Annotated in this window: 15 protein-coding genes; 4 read left to right on the top strand and 11 right to left on the bottom strand. The window is 43.5% G+C overall.

Features of this window, described 5'->3' with window-relative positions; genetic code table 11:
* Positions 1-24: 24 nt before the first annotated feature.
* From U1P77_RS08665 to U1P77_RS08680, 4 genes are all read right to left on the bottom strand, one after another.
* On the bottom strand, positions 25-264 hold the full coding sequence (locus tag U1P77_RS08665) for a DUF2789 family protein (protein WP_321154632.1): 240 nt from the start codon (positions 262-264) through the stop codon (positions 25-27).
* Between the two features lie 309 nt (positions 265-573).
* The gene (locus U1P77_RS08670; RefSeq protein ID WP_321154633.1) at positions 574-1,557 is read right to left on the bottom strand and encodes a malate dehydrogenase; all 984 of its coding nucleotides are present in this window, start codon (positions 1,555-1,557) and stop codon (positions 574-576) included.
* A gap of 368 nt (positions 1,558-1,925) precedes the next feature.
* Positions 1,926-2,699, bottom strand: a complete 774-nt coding sequence (locus tag U1P77_RS08675) for a T2 family ribonuclease (protein WP_321154634.1) — start codon at positions 2,697-2,699, stop codon at positions 1,926-1,928.
* Positions 2,700-3,008: 309 nt separating this feature from the next.
* On the bottom strand, positions 3,009-5,129 hold the full coding sequence (locus U1P77_RS08680) for a lytic transglycosylase domain-containing protein (RefSeq protein ID WP_414479001.1): 2,121 nt from the start codon (positions 5,127-5,129) through the stop codon (positions 3,009-3,011).
* A gap of 521 nt (positions 5,130-5,650) precedes the next feature.
* Between U1P77_RS08680 and miaB the strand changes: the two genes are divergently transcribed.
* Positions 5,651-7,132 (top strand): tRNA (N6-isopentenyl adenosine(37)-C2)-methylthiotransferase MiaB, encoded by a 1,482-nt coding sequence (gene miaB, locus U1P77_RS08685; RefSeq protein ID WP_321154635.1) that lies wholly within the window; start codon positions 5,651-5,653, stop codon positions 7,130-7,132.
* A 167-nt stretch (positions 7,133-7,299) separates the two neighbouring features.
* Here miaB and U1P77_RS08690 read toward each other — a convergent pair whose 3' ends face one another.
* The 5 genes from U1P77_RS08690 to U1P77_RS08710 all read right to left on the bottom strand — a co-directional run bounded on the left by U1P77_RS08690 (position 7,300) and on the right by U1P77_RS08710 (position 10,864).
* Positions 7,300-8,031, bottom strand: coding sequence for a LysE family translocator (locus U1P77_RS08690; protein ID WP_321154636.1), 732 nt, complete (start codon positions 8,029-8,031; stop codon positions 7,300-7,302).
* A gap of 256 nt (positions 8,032-8,287) precedes the next feature.
* A complete protein-coding gene (gene argE, locus U1P77_RS08695; RefSeq protein ID WP_321154637.1) occupies positions 8,288-9,520 on the bottom strand; it encodes an acetylornithine deacetylase in 1,233 nt (410 codons plus the stop codon).
* Positions 9,521-9,563: 43 nt separating this feature from the next.
* Positions 9,564-9,845: a tRNA-specific adenosine deaminase gene (locus tag U1P77_RS08700; protein WP_321154638.1), complete on the bottom strand. Its 282-nt coding sequence runs from the start codon at positions 9,843-9,845 to the stop codon at positions 9,564-9,566.
* A gap of 15 nt (positions 9,846-9,860) precedes the next feature.
* A complete protein-coding gene (locus U1P77_RS08705; protein WP_321154639.1) occupies positions 9,861-10,046 on the bottom strand; it encodes a cytidine/deoxycytidylate deaminase family protein in 186 nt (61 codons plus the stop codon).
* Positions 10,047-10,210: 164 nt separating this feature from the next.
* Positions 10,211-10,864 (bottom strand): UPF0149 family protein, encoded by a 654-nt coding sequence (locus U1P77_RS08710; protein ID WP_321154640.1) that lies wholly within the window; start codon positions 10,862-10,864, stop codon positions 10,211-10,213.
* Positions 10,865-11,091: 227 nt separating this feature from the next.
* On the opposite strand from U1P77_RS08710, the gene U1P77_RS08715 reads away from it, so the two are divergent.
* From U1P77_RS08715 to U1P77_RS08725, 3 genes are all read left to right on the top strand, one after another.
* Positions 11,092-11,574 carry a hypothetical protein gene (locus U1P77_RS08715; RefSeq protein ID WP_321154641.1) on the top strand — a complete coding sequence of 161 codons (483 nt, stop codon included), beginning with the start codon at positions 11,092-11,094 and terminating at the stop codon, positions 11,572-11,574.
* Positions 11,575-11,732: 158 nt separating this feature from the next.
* A complete protein-coding gene (zapA, locus tag U1P77_RS08720; protein WP_321154642.1) occupies positions 11,733-12,197 on the top strand; it encodes a cell division protein ZapA in 465 nt (154 codons plus the stop codon).
* 308 nt (positions 12,198-12,505) lie between these two features.
* Positions 12,506-13,498: an IS110 family RNA-guided transposase gene (locus tag U1P77_RS08725; protein ID WP_321154300.1), complete on the top strand. Its 993-nt coding sequence runs from the start codon at positions 12,506-12,508 to the stop codon at positions 13,496-13,498.
* A 101-nt stretch (positions 13,499-13,599) separates the two neighbouring features.
* Here U1P77_RS08725 and U1P77_RS08730 read toward each other — a convergent pair whose 3' ends face one another.
* Together U1P77_RS08730 and glyS are read right to left on the bottom strand one after the other, a co-directional pair.
* Complete coding sequence (locus U1P77_RS08730) at positions 13,600-13,917, bottom strand: hypothetical protein (RefSeq protein ID WP_321154643.1); 318 nt, start codon at positions 13,915-13,917, stop codon at positions 13,600-13,602.
* 217 nt (positions 13,918-14,134) lie between these two features.
* Positions 14,135-16,228, bottom strand: coding sequence for a glycine--tRNA ligase subunit beta (gene glyS, locus U1P77_RS08735; protein WP_321154644.1), 2,094 nt, complete (start codon positions 16,226-16,228; stop codon positions 14,135-14,137).
* Between the last annotated feature and the right edge of the window lie 7 nt (positions 16,229-16,235).

Genomic DNA, 16,235 nt, shown 5'->3' on the forward strand with positions numbered 1-16,235 from the left:
AATATTTCAGCCAATAATGAGCAATTAGGCGTCTGGGTGCATACGTACATTCAGATCGTCAATAATCTCGACCCACGCCGCATCTTTGGTCCATTCTTCTTGTAAAAACATACGTTGATTGTCATTCCAAACGTTAGACTCTATCAATTTTTCACTTTTTGCCAGCTGGTGTTTTTCAACGAAATTGTCGATAGCTTCATCTGAACTGTCCAATCCTAACTGGGCAAATAAGTCATTAATAGTATAATCTGGTTCACCTAACATCGTCTTTCTCCTCGAAGGTTGTTGATTAGTCGTGCTGGTTTATTTTTTATGGCTTGTTGTTTATCTGCTTTTTTATATCTAAGTTAGATCTAGACTTTTAAATACGTATTTATTGTAGCAAAGCTTATTTTAAAAGCTGTTATTCAACGTTACCAGTTATGTTAACGTCTTTTATATTAGCGTCCAGGTAATGGCAAAAGTTGAAAATACAAAAAGGCCCTCAAACTTAGGAGGGCCTTTTCACTTCAAATTGCTGGCTTTTTTAATAACAAGCCAGAAAATTAACAATTTATCTAGCTGTTTATCTACTTATGGTAGTAGATGTGATACTGCGTCACGCTCTTCGCTAAGCTCTTGCTCAGTGGCAGCCATCTTCTCTTTTGAGAAGTCTGATGACACATCAACGTCAGCAACGATAGACCAGTCGCCGTTTTTGCAAGTACATGGGAATGAGTAAATCAAGCCTTCAGAGATACCGTATTCGCCATTAGAATAAACGCCCATTGAGACCCAATCGTTGTCTTCAGTACCCGTTACCCACGTACGCACGTGTGCAATAGCAGCATTGGCAGCAGAGGCCGCAGAAGAGGCGCCACGTGCTTTAATAATTGCCGCACCGCGTTGTTGTACTTCTGGGATATAAGTGTTTTCGTACCAATCACGATCTACTAAATCTAGCGCAGGCTTACCGTTTACTGTGCAAGCAGTCAGATCAGGATACTGAGTTGAGGAATGGTTGCCCCAGATGATCATCTTTTTCACATCATTAATGGTGCTGTCAGTTTTGCCAGCCAATTGTGCCATTGCGCGGTTATGATCCAAACGAGTCATCGCAGTGAAATTGCGTGGGTCTAGATCTGGTGCGTTACGCTGAGCGATAACGGCGTTGGTATTAGCAGGGTTACCTACTACCAGAACTTTAACATCACGGCTTGCGACATCATTAAGTGCTTTACCTTGTGCTGAGAAAATCGCAGCGTTGGCCTCTAACAGGTCTTTACGTTCCATACCTGGGCCACGAGGACGTGAGCCTACTAGTAATGCATAGTCAATATCTTTAAAAGCGATATTAGCATCATCAGTTTGCACGATACCTGCTAATAAAGGAAATGCACAGTCTTCTAATTCCATGACCACACCTTTAAGTGCGTCAAGTGCTGGAGCGATTTCAAGTAATTGCAAAATTATTGGCTGATCTTTACCTAGCATCTCACCAGATGCAATACGAAAAAGCATGGCATAGCTGATATTACCAGCGGCACCAGTTACGGCAACACGTACAGGCTGTTTCATAGAATATTCCCTAATTGATTATTAGATAATTTTGTCATATTTTCAGACACAGGCATTTTAGACTTTCATTACCATTTTAGACATAGTCATGTTGAATATAGTCATTTTCAATATGGATATAGTCTTACTACAGGGTAATGGTCGTAAACCGAAAGCTAGTGTAGCACTTCGTTTGGTGAATCGTCTAGGGACAATACCGCGCTTGCTGGCGTCTATATTGTTACAATTTATACAGTCAGAAGTTTGTGACTATGAGGAAATTCATAAAGACAAGTCAGGAGAAAGGATTAAAAAACGATCAAAGGGCAACTTTATTGAGTGAGACTCTTTTAATGAAGACTCTCATAAAAGGAATGTTGGAGGCCGTATTATTTACCACCTGAGATGATAAAATTTGAGCCGCAATTATCTACTATATTGTTACAGCTGCCAAATTCGCTGCCTTCATAACAAACGTGAACATCAGTAAGTATCGTCTGGCGACGAGTGCCAGGTTGGCAAATTAAGTCAATACTAGAGGGCGTCATACCACTGTTTAGACGGGTCATTTGCCCAATAAAGCGCGATTTGGAGACGGTATAACTATTGCCTGTGTTCAACTCACTGGGTAGTTTTAATTGTCCGGCAAGATTGACGATTTGACGAAAGTAACTGCTCGCACTCAGCGGACTACAAGCACCGTAATACTGCCAAACTTGGGTACGAACAGTAATATCCGGCATGATGCGATTAACCACTTTTAACTGTAGGGGCGTTAGGCGTGTCTCGCTACCTCGTCCACAGCGCTCACCATAACCGAGATCAAGACCAGATACTGTCAAAGAATAACCCTCTAAACACTGGCGCATACGGGCGCGCGAGGGTTGAATATTACACAATGCGGGCGTCATCTCAATCATCAATACCCGTTGTCCAGTCTTAACCGCACTAGCGGCATGTGCGGGTAGAGCAAACACAGGCAGCAATACCAAACCGACAACACTAAGTAAAGTATGACATATATACTTAGGTTTTTTACCCGTTAGGCTGTCACCTATTTTTTCTGGTAGCTTTGCTTCTAACGCACGCCACGTTCGTGTGTGCACAGATAACTGACGTCTGTTCTGTAATAATATCGGCAAATTTAAATGTTTTTTTATCATAAGTAACTTTTGTTGTAAATAACAAGTGTCATAAGTAATACAGCATTTAGCAGTTATCAAACAGGGTCTATAAGCTCAGATTATAGAATTCATAATTTATAGCGCTCAAAATTTACAGTGCTTAAGATACAAAAACCAAATAATCTAAGAACAAGGCCGTTTTAGAAAAGCATGGACGTTAACTTACTCAATGGTAGCAAAACGCTTTTTTTAATCTACAGCAAAAACGTAAATTCAACGTTAATCACTTGATGATGCCAACCTCGAAGTTGTCATTATTAAAAAAGCTCTAAAAATTAGCCAGTTGTTTTAAAACGCAGCGGGAATCGTACCCATACGCTGACTGATGGGCTCAGGACGACCCAATAAACTACTATAAATAGTAGCATTTTCCATCACATGCTTGACGTAATCGCGAGTCTCAGGGTAAGCAATCGATTCGACATACTGATCGGCGGCAAGCGCGCCATAAGTTGGCTGCCAGCGCTTAGCCTTATTAGGACCAGCATTATAGCCCGCAGTTGCAAGTACCGGCTGGTAGTTCAGCTTCCCTAAGATATCACTCATGTACCAAGTACCATAGCGAATATTAGTATCGCCGCTGTTTGCACCGCTAGCACTATACGACTCACCTAAGTTACGGGCAATGTATTTTGCTGTATCGGGCATGATTTGCATCAAACCACTGGCTCCTACATTAGAGCGCGCTGAGGTTACAAAACGACTCTCTTGGCGCATGATGCCATAGGCCCAAGCAGGATCAATCCCTGCTGACTGACTATAGCGCACAACCGCATCTTGGTGCGGCATTGGATGCGATAGCGCCAAACTATTGGCATTATCAGTATTATCAATTGCGTAGATAGCGCGATCGAGCCAGCCCATGTCATGCGCTTGGCGAGCAGCAGCAATAATCAGATTGTCATCACGATTATCACGCGCCACCTTCACCGCCCAGTTCCACTCTCGATTGGCATAAGCACGGCTAGCCTCTGCGTTGTATAACGCAAATGCACGAGCGAAGCTTGGGTCTTGCATGACACGCGCGCGATCCCTACCACTCACACTTGGTAAATTGTTACCGCCTAAGCGACCAGCGTCAAAACGTTGACCGACTTTATCTTTTGCCATCAACCCGTAATATTCATTACTCTTAGCCAAATGCTGATACATCTTTTTGGCAATATTACGCTTGTTACCATCACTTGATTGCTCATAAGCTCGCGCTAGCCAATACTGCCATTGACCAGACTTTTGAGTTTCCGCATCCATCCGTGATATAGCTTCAATGACATCATCCCAGCGGCCAAACCGAATAGCGGCCTTAGCATAGTCTTCAGCTTCTTCAAAGTTAAAGTCATCATCTAAGCTGCTACGAAACCAATCAACGGCCTCAGAGTTAAAGCCATCATCGGTGGTGTGGCTCATACGCTGAACCCCAAGAATACGATACGCATAGCGGCGGGTGTCCTCATTTAACAATCGTGCTGAGCGCTGATTGTCTTGCTTGATATCAAAATCTAACTGTAATGCCGCCTCGCGATAGGACTTATCAGCAATGCGACCAAGTGCATATAGGTACAGATATTGATTGGTCTGGCTATGCGGTTGCATGCCAAAGCGACTAAAAAATGAGCTTGTGTTCAGCTGAATATCACTTAATGCAGAATAGGCAATCGGTGTGCCAAGGCGTGATGATAGCGCCATAATGTCGCCGGTCTTACCTTTACGTAGCATACGCTTGAGACGGGCTGCACGATCTTGATTGCTAATCAGCGCGTTATTATTCATCTCCGTTGCCAGCTGTTCGCACAAAGCTGGCTGCTTTAAGGTAGTCAACCAAACGTCTGACTTCTCGGCCAGCGCACGCATGGTATCGCCGCCGTTATTAAAGCCAAGCCCAATCGCACAGCGCTCACTACTATCCGCATTGGTGATTAAGTTCGCCACTTGCCGTACAGAGGCGTAATCACCTGATGCCGCTTTGGTCTCAGCAAAATCTGCTACTAGTTTTTCTGCCATAACGGTATTGGGGTATTGACGTACAAACTGCGATACCGCCGCCGAGCTTTGCGAATTCAAATCTAAGTTCATGCGCCAGTAAGTAGAATACATGGCAAATAAACCGCCGCTCATCAACTGCTCATAGTTATATAGCGCACTAATATCGCCGCGATCTGCTGCCTGTGCTGCAGCGGTGAAGGAGTCGATGCTATTGTCCTGCTGGTAGCTACCACCATAAGGCGCCGGCTCTGCACAGGCCACCTGTGATAATCCGAGCACGCTCATCGCTGTTGCCAAGTTCAGCGCACCAACGCGTAGCGAGCTAACATTAAAAGGCTTAGAGCTACTGCTTGCGGTAGATTTAAGCATGACGTTGTGGTCATAACTGTTGCCATGAATGTTTTTGGCAGCACGGTGCTTAATCATACTTAACTCTCTTTATTATTTTAGGGGTTATTTATTATTTGGCTTTTTGGTAGCTGATTTTTTAATAGCTGGCTTAGTAATGGGGATTTTTAATCTTAGGTGCTAATACTAGCTCTTCGTATTGTATAGTTAATACTCAATAAAGTAGATACGCTAATAGTTACGTGCGGCTGGTAAATCAATAAGACGCGCTAGCAAGGTAACGCTTATCATACTATATTCGTTCAACTTTCAACCAGCTTCCTTACCATTTATAAATAAATAGGACAGCGACGCGTAACACGGAGGTGATATGACAGTAAGATATACCTATAAGCCGTCGGTACCATCCAAACGCATACTGAATCATTGATAAGCAGTTGATACTATTATAAATAAGTTATCCTAATTATAATTGATAGCGCCCATTAGTATGACAGTTACTTTTCACATTAGGTGATGGTTATGATAAAATACGCCACCCATAATGGCCTTGTGCCGCTATATTTTATAGCTCTGTTTTACAATTCTGGATTTTGCTTATGAGTGTTTCTGTATTTGACCCCCGTATTGAGACTGCTACCAACACGTCTGCTGTCAATGCACTCGTAGCGCCTCTTTTAGAACCAGCATCAGCGGAAGCGCCAGTATCAATGACCAAAAAAGTCTTTATCACCACCCAAGGCTGTCAGATGAATGTTTATGATTCTGGCAAGATGCTTGACGTGCTGGGCGAATCGCACGGTATGGAAGTGACGCATAATATTGATGAAGCCGATGTGCTGCTAATGAATACCTGCTCAATCCGCGAAAAAGCACAAGAAAAAGTCTTTTCGGAATTAGGACGCTGGCGCAAACTAAAGGAAAAACGCCCTGATTTGGTCATTGGCGTTGGTGGCTGCGTGGCCTCGCAAGAAGGTGATAACATCCAGAAGCGTGCGCCCTATGTCGATATGGTATTTGGGCCACAAACCTTGCACCGCCTACCTGAGCTGTATGATCAATCAAACGAGCAGCGTGATATTGCGCCTAAGAATCGTATTGGCACGATTGATATTTCGTTCCCCAGTATTGAAAAGTTTGATTTCTTACCGGAACCTAGAGTGGAAGGTTATAAAGCCTTTGTTTCTATCATGGAAGGCTGCTCAAAATATTGCTCATTTTGCGTGGTACCTTATACGCGCGGTGAAGAATTATCACGTCCACTCGATGATGTATTGGCCGAAATTGATAGTTTAGCAGCTCAAGGTATTCGCGAGATTAACCTGTTGGGTCAAAACGTCAATGGCTATCGCGGCGAAAAAGACGATAGCAGTATTTGCCGCTTTGCCGAGCTACTGCATTATGTGTCGCACGTGGACGGTATTGAGCGTATTCGTTATACCACCAGTCATCCGCTAGAGTTCACTGACGATATTATTGATGCTTATGCTCAACTGCCACAACTAGTATCACATTTACATCTGCCAGTACAAAGTGGTTCAAATACGATATTGGCAGCGATGAAACGCAACCATACTATTGACGTTTACATCAATCAAATTAACAAACTTAGAGCCATCCGCCCTGATATTTACTTGTCGAGTGACTTTATCATTGGCTTCCCTGGTGAGACCGATGAAGACTATCAACAGACCTTACAGTTGGCGAAAGACTTAGACTTTGATCATTCTTATAGCTTTATTTACTCTAAGCGTCCCGGCACGCCAGCGGCAGAATTGCCTGATGACGTCAGCTTTACTACTAAAAAGCAGCGCTTAGCTGAGTTCCAGAAGGTCATTATAGACTCTACCCTACAAAAATCGCATGACATGGTGGGTACGACGGCACGGGTATTGGTCGAGCAAGTGGCCAATCGCCATCCTGACTGTCTAATAGGTACTGCGGACAATACGCGCACTGTGATGTTTGAATATGACCCTGAAAAAATGGATGAGCTACTGGGCAAAATCGTTAGCGTCCGCATCACTAGCTTTGTCAGTCCGCATATGGTGAAAGGTGAGCTTATAGATGTATTGGCTTAGGTTGGCTTACACCCAATTGAACACGTATTATAGCTAAAACTATAAATATAAAAAAGCTGCTAAGACCTTGCTCTTAGCAGCTTTTTTTATCTATTATATTTCTGTATTTTCAAATACTTAGAGTTAATAACTGTTATTAAGCAAAACTCAAACCCTCAAATACCCGCTCAAGCCATAAAACCACTCACAACATCAACCAATAAGGCGGCGGCAATTAGAATAAATATCACCCCACAACCCCGATTGAGCCATGCCAAGCGCTCACCGACATCTAACCATCCCGCTAGCTTTTTGCCACCAAGGGTATAGATAAGCTGCCATGTCGTCTCACTTAAAAACAGTCCTAAAGTTAGTAGGATATATTGTGGCCATAGTGGCGCACTGAAATTAATGAATTTAGGAAAAAAGGCGGCAAAAAATAAAATTGCCTTCGGATTAGATAGCGATACCCACATACCTGTTCGAAATAGTATCCAATCACTGGGAGCCGACTTGACTGCGGCACTAGATAACGAGCGCGGTGAAGGAATATCAGACTTACCAGAGTTCACTGTCAGCTCAGCGTTAACCTCTGCACTCATGGCACTGGCATCGTCCATCAAACTGCTATTGTCTGCCGCATCGCGCCATGAGCTGACACCCAAATATACTAGATACAACGCCCCGATGGTCTTAATCACAGTCAGCAGCCACGGTGACTGTCGACTGATGACATCCAGACCCAGTAGCGTAGAGAGTAGCAGGATAAACAAACCTAGGCTCAGCCCGGCAAGCGTCCATAGCGTGCGCTTGACCCCGTAGTTCAAACCATATTGAAACGCCAGCAACATATTTGGGCCAGGGGTTGCTGAAATAAAGAACGTACTTGCAAAAAATACTGCCAACAGATGCCAAGACATCAACCAACCCCTAGGTTATCATTTGAGAACATTAAATTTAAAACCGTGCTACTTGATCTAGAACCGTACTACGGCAAACACTTTGGTTATAAAAAATAAACACCGCCATGAAGACGGTGTTTTTTATTTCTAATGAGCATGCAATTTAATCAATCTTATACATCATTCAATCCTACATAAACCTTGTCTCAAATGCAATTTAGCAGAAATAAACCAGCGCATCTAATCGCCTGCAAATAACCGAATCAAAATCTAATTAACAGCAGCTTTGTAATAAGCGCTGTAAGAAGCCATTACAGCGCTCAATCTCGCTCAGCTCCACATACTCATCTGCTTTGTGCGCCTGCTCAATGCTGCCAGGTCCACAGATAATCGTGGGAATGCCCGCATTAGTAAACTGCCCACCTTCAGTTGCATAGGCAACCTTATGACGCTTATCATCTGCCACCAGTGACGATATCAGCTGTTGTAGCTCAGCGCTGTCATCATCAGTCATCGCTGGCACACCTACTTCTTGAAATAGCTCAATACCGGTCTCAGGCGCACGTGCTTGCATCTGCGCGGTTAGCTCAGCGACTTTAGCTTGAATCGGCGCTAAGATATCCTCTTGGGTCATGTGCGGCAAGTTACGATAATCAAAGGTAAACTCACACAAATTGGGCACGATATTGGTTGCTGTACCGCCATGTATGGTGCCTACTGATAAGGTTGAATATGGCACATCAAACAGCGCGTCCCCATCATTAAGATCGCCGTCACGGCCACTTAACTCTTCAGCTAAGGTATCAACATAGCCAACCAAACGGCTGGCATAACTGATGGCATTGACACCTTGCGCAATCAATGACGAATGCGCCGATTTCCCATGTACGCGGCAGCGATATACGGCGATGCCTTTGTGTGCCACTACCATAGTCATATTAGTTGGTTCACCAACGATACAATACTCCGGTGTGATACCACGCGCTTTTAGGTCTGCCAATATTAATGGTGCACCTAAGCAGCCGACTTCTTCATCAAACGATAATGCCAAATGTAGCGGACGACGCAACCGACCATTTTTAGACAACAGGGCTGCTTGTGGTAATAAAGTCAACGCGCAAGCAATAAAGCCTTTCATATCGCAAGCGCCACGCCCATATAGCCGAGTCCCACGAATCTGAGCGGTGAATGGCTCAGACGTCCATTCTTGACCATCAACTGGCACCACATCGGTATGACCAGACAGCACTAAGCCGCCATTAACTATTTCAGCGTTTTCCCCTGCTGGTACCGTGACAAATAAATTGGCCTTATTTTTTGCCTTATTAAAGGTCACTGCTACTGTCAACCCTAGGTGCTCACAATAAGCTTGAACATCATTAATTAACGCCAAGTTTGAATGTCGACTGACAGTATCAAAACCAATCAAACGTGTGATCCAGTCAATACTTCGCTCGGGATAAGACGTGATGGATTTGGGTTGATTGTCGCTATTTTTGAAAGCCATTGAACATCCTTATTAAATAAAAGTGACGTTAAGATTGCGGTCATTAATCTTTTTGATGCAAACGCTTATGCAATTGCTTAATTTCATCATCTAAGCCTGCAATCGGACCTTCGACTGGCACATTAGGCGCTACTTCTTGAATTGACAAACTGTTAATAGGCGAAGACGATTCTATGCCCATCTCTTCCATCCATGCGCCCAACTGTTTTGAGGAGCTGATATAGACAATACGACCAAGACCTGCCCAAGCATGAGCCGCTGAGCACATCGCACAATGCTCTCCCGAGGTATATACCATAGCTTTAGCACGCGCTTCTGGAGTCATATTCTTTGCGGCCCATCATGCGACTGCAATCTCAGGATGATAAGTCGCATCGACCGTATTATCACGGTTACGGTCTTCATGTAGTACTTTGCCATCTGCATTTACCAGTACACTACCAAACGGCTGATCACCGGCGGCTAAGGCTTCAGCGGCCAACTCAACACAGCGGCGCAAATGTTGCATATCAGTATCGGTTGTCATTACTCTACTCTCCCTGTTATTTTTTTAATCAAAACATCAGTCTAAACGCTAAACACAGCGCTCGCAACACGGTACCCATAGGCCTAATGTTGCGAGCGGCATAAATCATCATAAATACTGTTCAAAAAGGCTAATATATAATCAGCCTCTTTTAATCATTGTGACTACGATGGATTGTTTTGATTCATTACATCAACCACTGGTGGCATGGGTTTTGGCATTTTACCTTGCGCTTGACGCTCTTTGGTGGTTTTTGCATCCATTTTTAGCCCTGAAATCAATGCTAAATCTTTGACATGCTTACGCTGACGGGTAGCAAAACTAACGGGTACCATGCGTGCAAACTCATAAATATAAAGATAAGACTCTTCACCGCCTTCAAAATCCTCATCATCTTCAAGACGGATAGCACCAATCTTGGCTAAATCCATGAGCATCTCGTTTTCTTCAGCAGTCAGACCGCAATCAGTAATACCAAAGCCAGTCATAAAGCCATTAGCCCACTGTTTCAATGCCATCACACGCTCGTATAAGTCATGTTCGTCATCCGGTATCAGCGGCATAAAGGAATAGGCGTCCTCTTTATCTTTTAGCTGAAACACCGTATCTTCGGCTTCTTCAGTCAGTAATGTGAGCGCAGGCTCCGGAAGTGGCGCAAAGCTGAGTTCATCAAAAACCGTTACCCAGCCTTGCTCATCAGGGGCATTACAGGCGGTCATAAGACCTGTCATCAAGCCGTGCACCTCACTAATAGACACATCAGTCCACTCATCAAACGCCTCAGCCCATGTGTTCCAGCCAGAGATATTATCATTCATAAAGGTTATCCTAGTCGTTAATTAATGGTTGTTGATTAAAGCTTATTAATTAGCGGTAGTCGCAGCCCTACGATATAGGCAGCGCTACCATCAATAAAAGTGAAAAAAAAGAAGCACAATACGTGCAATTACTTTGTTGATATAGATATTATGCGGTCACCTATGGCATTATTAAACGCACAGACCAAAATTCATTCACGCTCACTGGTTAAGGATAAAAACTGACTATGTATGATCAACTTAAATTATTAGAAAAAATGATACTCGACATTAAGAAGCAGTATCAGCTTGTCAGTGCTGAACTAAGCAACCTCAAACAACAACCCAATACTGATCCAAAAGAATTATCCGCGCTTAAGACCAAACTTGATAGCAGCTACACAGAGCGTGATAGCGCTAAAAAACAGCTGGGCGATCTCGACAAGCGCTATCAAAGCCTGGCCGAAGCGCATCATATGATTGGAGAAGAACAAGACAAATTACAAAAGCAGCTGATCGACTTGCAACAACAAAACAGTGAGCTACAGCAGTACAATAAGGACCTTCAACAGCAAAGCCGTGAGATGGAACAACAGAACAGCGATCTCAAGCAGCAAAATAGCGATATCAAACAACAGAACCATGACCTACAAGAAAAAAATCAGTTGGCAGCCGAGCGTACACAAGTGGTGTTAAAACGGTTAACGCACATTGATCAAATAGAAGGCTGATGAAGGTTTGCCGAAAGATTAATAGTGTTTTAAGATTATTAGTGCTTTAAACTTAATAGCACCTTTGCCTCTCAAAAAACGAGTTTATACTTTTAGCGCTTTGATTATTTACCCTAATTAACTATTCACTTTCATGACGATACTTTGTAGGACTTATTATGACCGACAACAATAGCAACTCTGATCAAAACTCGCCGCTTGAAAACAAAAAAGCGGCCGCACCCGCGGATCAAACTAAGCGCACCCTGCCCCAAAATGTCACTCCCAACAAGATAAACGCCGAACAAGCAACAACGGGTAGCAGCACACCAGCTACTAAAACCCCTGAACCACAAATGAAAAAAGTCGATATTGCCATTGCTGGGATAACTTATGCAATTTTCTGTCCTATTAATGAAGAAGAGGAACTACGTTCAGCCGTCTATTACATTAATAACTTTGTTCTGGATATCAAAAGAGAAGCGCCAAACTTAGGCCAAGAAAATCTACTGGTATTATGCTGCTTAAACTTATATGAAAAAATAAATGCTCATAAAAAGACCAATGAAGATCAGCGTCATGAGAGCAAGGAAGCTGATGCATTATTAAGCAAAATCATGAAAGATGCACAGTCTGTTTTATAAGCTTAACGCGACTCTCAACTTAATAGGGGCTATCGTAGGCTGGCGCTTTTAGCCCAGTCAATCGTAACCATTTGCCAAAAACGCTGGGCTAAAGCCACAGCCTTGTATCTTGACTAGATGCTAAATTTAATCAAATCTTGATATACTTTATCATCTACTCACGAGCATTGTGAGCGTGACCACAGCCTTAGTGCTTAGACACTGTAACGTAGATTACGCCCAATGCTCATCCTTTCATCTTCACAATCTGAATGGTATCCAAGTGCCTTAGTATAAGTGACACTGAATGAACAAGGGAAGATAATAAGATGACACAGTATATTGGAATAGACATCAGCAAAGCCAAACTTGATCTTGCTTGGCTTAAAGATATCGAAAAACCTAAAGTTAAAACCAAAGTCTTTAAGAACGACAGTACCGACTTCTTAAAGTTGATTGACTGGCTCAAATCCAACGTGACTGAAGATTTGAGCGACATTCATATCATCTTAGAGGCCACTGGCGTCTATCATGAGAACATCGCCTACTACCTGTATGACCAAGGGCTATCCGTTAGTATCGTTAATCCTGCCTTTGTCAGAAGCTATGCGGATAGCTTAGGCTCTCGTCATAAAACAGACAAACAAGACAGTATTCTACTAGCGCGTTACGCCCATAGTGCCAAACCTAATCTATGGACACCGCCGCCGGCTGAAGCCCGTCATTTAAAGTCCCTGCTATCTCGCCTAGATGCTTTGCAACAAGACCTAATGCGTGAGCAGAACCGTCAAGAGAAAGCGGATGCCACGGATACTGCTGTTATCGTTAAAACCTCTATTGAACAGATGATTAGTGCCCTAAAAGAGGCTATAGCTAATCTCAACGATGACATTGATACTCATATAGAGGATCATCCTAACCTTAAACAAGACCAAGTACTGCTTCAGACAATTAAAGGCGTTGGTCCTGCCACCTCAAGACAGATGCTGTCCTTAATGCACAATAAAAGCTTTACTAAAGCCTCGCAAGCGGCAGCATTCTTAGGACTGATACCCAAGCAAGTGCAGTCCGGTCAGTTTAGAGGTAAAACCCGCTTGGCTAAAAATGGTTCTAGTGCTATTAGAGCTAAGTTGTACATGGCAGCAGTAGTCTCAACCAGATGGAATCCTGATATAAAAGCTCAATATGAGCGCCTCTTAGCTAATGGTAAGTGTAAGATGCAAGCCATTTGTGCTGCCATGCGAAAACTTGTCCATATCTGCTTTGGTGTGTTAAAACACCAGATGCCTTATCAGCCTCAAATAGCCAAAACTGCTGCTTGATTATGATTTGGCAAGATGGTATCTACGCCAAAAATTATGATAGTTGAGAGTGGGGTTAGCTTAGATAAAAATCTTTGTTTAAACTTAGTAGTTTAAACCTCTTACGAGTATTTCTTACCGGCATGAAAGTCAGCTTGATGCTCGTAATTGCAAAAGAATAGCTCGTTGCTAGCATTATTGTTAGCGTCGTTGCTATTTTCGTTGTTGCCATCAAGGGTAGTATCTGTCGCTGCGGTGGGTTTGGTCTCAACAACACCGCGATACTCAGCTAAGCTATGACCACAAAAATTGCAATCACGCAGAGTAGTCACATCGCCTTCTTTTGGCATCATGCTTCTCGGCGCTCGTGGATACATGAACTTATAAAAACCCCACATCGAAATCCAAACTATAATTATAATAATGATAATGGCAGCCACGGCAGTGCTCCTTCTAGTAATGGTGATTGAACTATAAGTAATGCATATTGTATAAAGTCTACTGTAAATCGCACCCGTAGCACAATCATTGGGCTATTTAATTACTGGCAAGCTTAGCAAACTGTTATTTATGAATTATATTTGCACAAAAAAACTGGCTTAGCATGGCCAGTTTTTTTGTGTTCAAAGTAATGGTTGCTTACTCATGAAAATACAATTACAACTGTAATTCACTAATATCAGCTACCGTTAGGAACAACGCACGTAGCTGTTTCAGTAACGCTAAGCGGTTATTCTTAAGCGCGGCATCATCACTATTCACCATGACACTATCAAAGAATTGCGTTAATGGCTCATCTAAGCTAACCAAGGTTTGCAATACTTGGGTGTAATTGGCTTTTTCAAGTAACGGCGTGACGTCAGTCTGTGCTTGACGAACAGCACTATATAACGCCTGTTCAGCAGGTTCAGACAGCAGCGACTCATCGACGCTATCAACAACTTCTCCCTCAGATTTGGCTAAAATATTGGCTACACGCTTGTTAGAGTCCGCAAGCTGTTCTGCTTGTGGCAACTCACTAAACGCTTGCACCGCACGAATACGCTGATCAAAATCAAGTGGCATATGCGGATTGATCGCTTGTACTGCCTGAATGGTATCGACACTGACACCTTGCTCAGTATACATCGCGCGATAGCGTGAGTTTAAGAACGCCATCACTTTAGTGAAGGTATCGCCCATCTTACTGATTTTGCTGCCTTCAGCGCTGACGTAGTTCTTTATCGCTTGCTCAACTAAGGCCACTAAATTAATCGGTAGCTGCTTTTCAATCAAAATACGCAAGATACCAATTGCTGAACGACGTAAGCTGAACGGATCTTTTGAACCGGTAGGTGCTTGATCTATCGCAAAAATACCGACTAAAGTATCCAAGCGATCGGCGAGTGCTAGACATATTCCGATAGGCGTTTGCGGCAGTACATCACCACTGAATTTCGGTAGATACTGCTCCTCTAAGCTTGCGGCAACCGCTTCAGGCTCATTATTAAGGCGCGCATAATAGGTGCCAGCAATACCTTGCAGTTCAGGATACTCACCAACCAGCGAGCTTGCCAAATCCGCTTTGGATAACATGGCAGCACGGGCGGTCTCATCAATATCAATCTGCTGACCTTGCTGTTGCAAAAGCGCGGCGATAAAGGCAGAAAGCTTAGCGATACGTTCAGACTTCTCCCAAATAGTACCCAATTGATCTTGGAACACACGGGTTTTTAGGCTTTCAGTCAACGCAAACAAAGGCTGCTTTTGATCTTGTAAGAAAAAGAACTCAGCATCCGCCAGACGCGGACGAACGACCTTTTCATTGCCTTCAATAATTTGATTGGGATCTTTGGATTCAATATTAGTAATAAAGATAAAATAAGGCTGCAACTTACCGTCTTTATCAGTGAGACAAAAGTACTTTTGATCCGCTTGCATGGTTGAGATCAGCGCTTCTTGCGGTACTTGTAAAAAGCGCGGCTCAAAGCTTGCTCGTAATGCAATCGGAAAATCAACCAACGCCGTAACTTCATCTAATAAATCTTGCGGCACAATCGCATCAGCATTAACTTGGTCTGACAGTGCTTTGACTTGGTTTTTGATCAGCATTTGACGCTTATCAAAATCAGCGATGACTTTTAGACTGTCTAATAGTGACTCATAGTCGTCAGCGTGATTGATAGTATGATAGTCCGGGCTATGGAAACGATGTCCACGTGTCTGTTGGTCTGTCTGATGACCTTGAATAACACCATCGATGACTGTGTCGTCTTGCATTAATACTACCCACTGGACAGGACGCACAAACTCATCTCGGCTCGCACCAGAACGCATACGCTTAGCAATTGGTAGGTTATCGAGGGCCGTTTGGAAGATAGCAGGTAGCAACTCAGCGGTCGCCTTACCATGAACGGTTTGCTCATAGCCGACATAATCGCCTTTGTCGGTATTAAGAGTAATCAGCTGACTCGCTTCAATACCCAACCCTTTAGCAAAACCCATTGCAGCACGAGAAGGATTGCCTTCAGCATCGAAGGCAGCTTTAATCGCAGGGCCACGTTTTTGCTCGGCGCGATCTGGCTGCTTATCAGCAATACCTTGAATCTGTAATGCCAAACGGCGCGGCGCGGCAAAGGCTTTCATACTATCAAAGCTGATATCAGCTTCAATTAATTGTGCGGTGACGCTCGCTTGTAACGCATCACGTAAGGTTTTTAGACTCTTTGGGGGCAACTCTTCACACCCCAGTTCAAATAAAATGCTACTCATGGGATGC

The sequence above is a fragment of the Psychrobacter sp. LV10R520-6 genome, assembly GCF_900182925.1.
Lineage (GTDB): Bacteria > Pseudomonadota > Gammaproteobacteria > Pseudomonadales > Moraxellaceae > Psychrobacter.

Bases quoted from the DNA above. Each gene is read 5' to 3' on its own strand.
- miaB (WP_321154635.1), top strand. From the start codon at position 5,651: ATGAGTGTTTCTGTATTTGACCCCCGTATTGAGACTGCTACCAACACG.
- U1P77_RS08675 (WP_321154634.1), bottom strand. From the start codon at position 2,699: ATGATAAAAAAACATTTAAATTTGCCGATATTATTACAGAACAGACGT.
- U1P77_RS08690 (WP_321154636.1), bottom strand. From the start codon at position 8,031: ATGTCTTGGCATCTGTTGGCAGTATTTTTTGCAAGTACGTTCTTTATT.
- U1P77_RS08705 (WP_321154639.1), bottom strand. From the start codon at position 10,046: ATGACAACCGATACTGATATGCAACATTTGCGCCGCTGTGTTGAGTTG.
- U1P77_RS08680 (WP_414479001.1), bottom strand. From the start codon at position 5,129: ATGATTAAGCACCGTGCTGCCAAAAACATTCATGGCAACAGTTATGAC.
- U1P77_RS08725 (WP_321154300.1), top strand. From the start codon at position 12,506: ATGACACAGTATATTGGAATAGACATCAGCAAAGCCAAACTTGATCTT.
- zapA (WP_321154642.1), top strand. From the start codon at position 11,733: ATGACCGACAACAATAGCAACTCTGATCAAAACTCGCCGCTTGAAAAC.
- U1P77_RS08700 (WP_321154638.1), bottom strand. From the start codon at position 9,845: ATGACTCCAGAAGCGCGTGCTAAAGCTATGGTATATACCTCGGGAGAG.
- U1P77_RS08665 (WP_321154632.1), bottom strand. From the start codon at position 264: ATGTTAGGTGAACCAGATTATACTATTAATGACTTATTTGCCCAGTTA.
- glyS (WP_321154644.1), bottom strand. From the start codon at position 16,228: ATGAGTAGCATTTTATTTGAACTGGGGTGTGAAGAGTTGCCCCCAAAG.
- U1P77_RS08710 (WP_321154640.1), bottom strand. From the start codon at position 10,864: ATGAATGATAATATCTCTGGCTGGAACACATGGGCTGAGGCGTTTGAT.
- U1P77_RS08715 (WP_321154641.1), top strand. From the start codon at position 11,092: ATGTATGATCAACTTAAATTATTAGAAAAAATGATACTCGACATTAAG.
- argE (WP_321154637.1), bottom strand. From the start codon at position 9,520: ATGGCTTTCAAAAATAGCGACAATCAACCCAAATCCATCACGTCTTAT.
- U1P77_RS08670 (WP_321154633.1), bottom strand. From the start codon at position 1,557: ATGAAACAGCCTGTACGTGTTGCCGTAACTGGTGCCGCTGGTAATATC.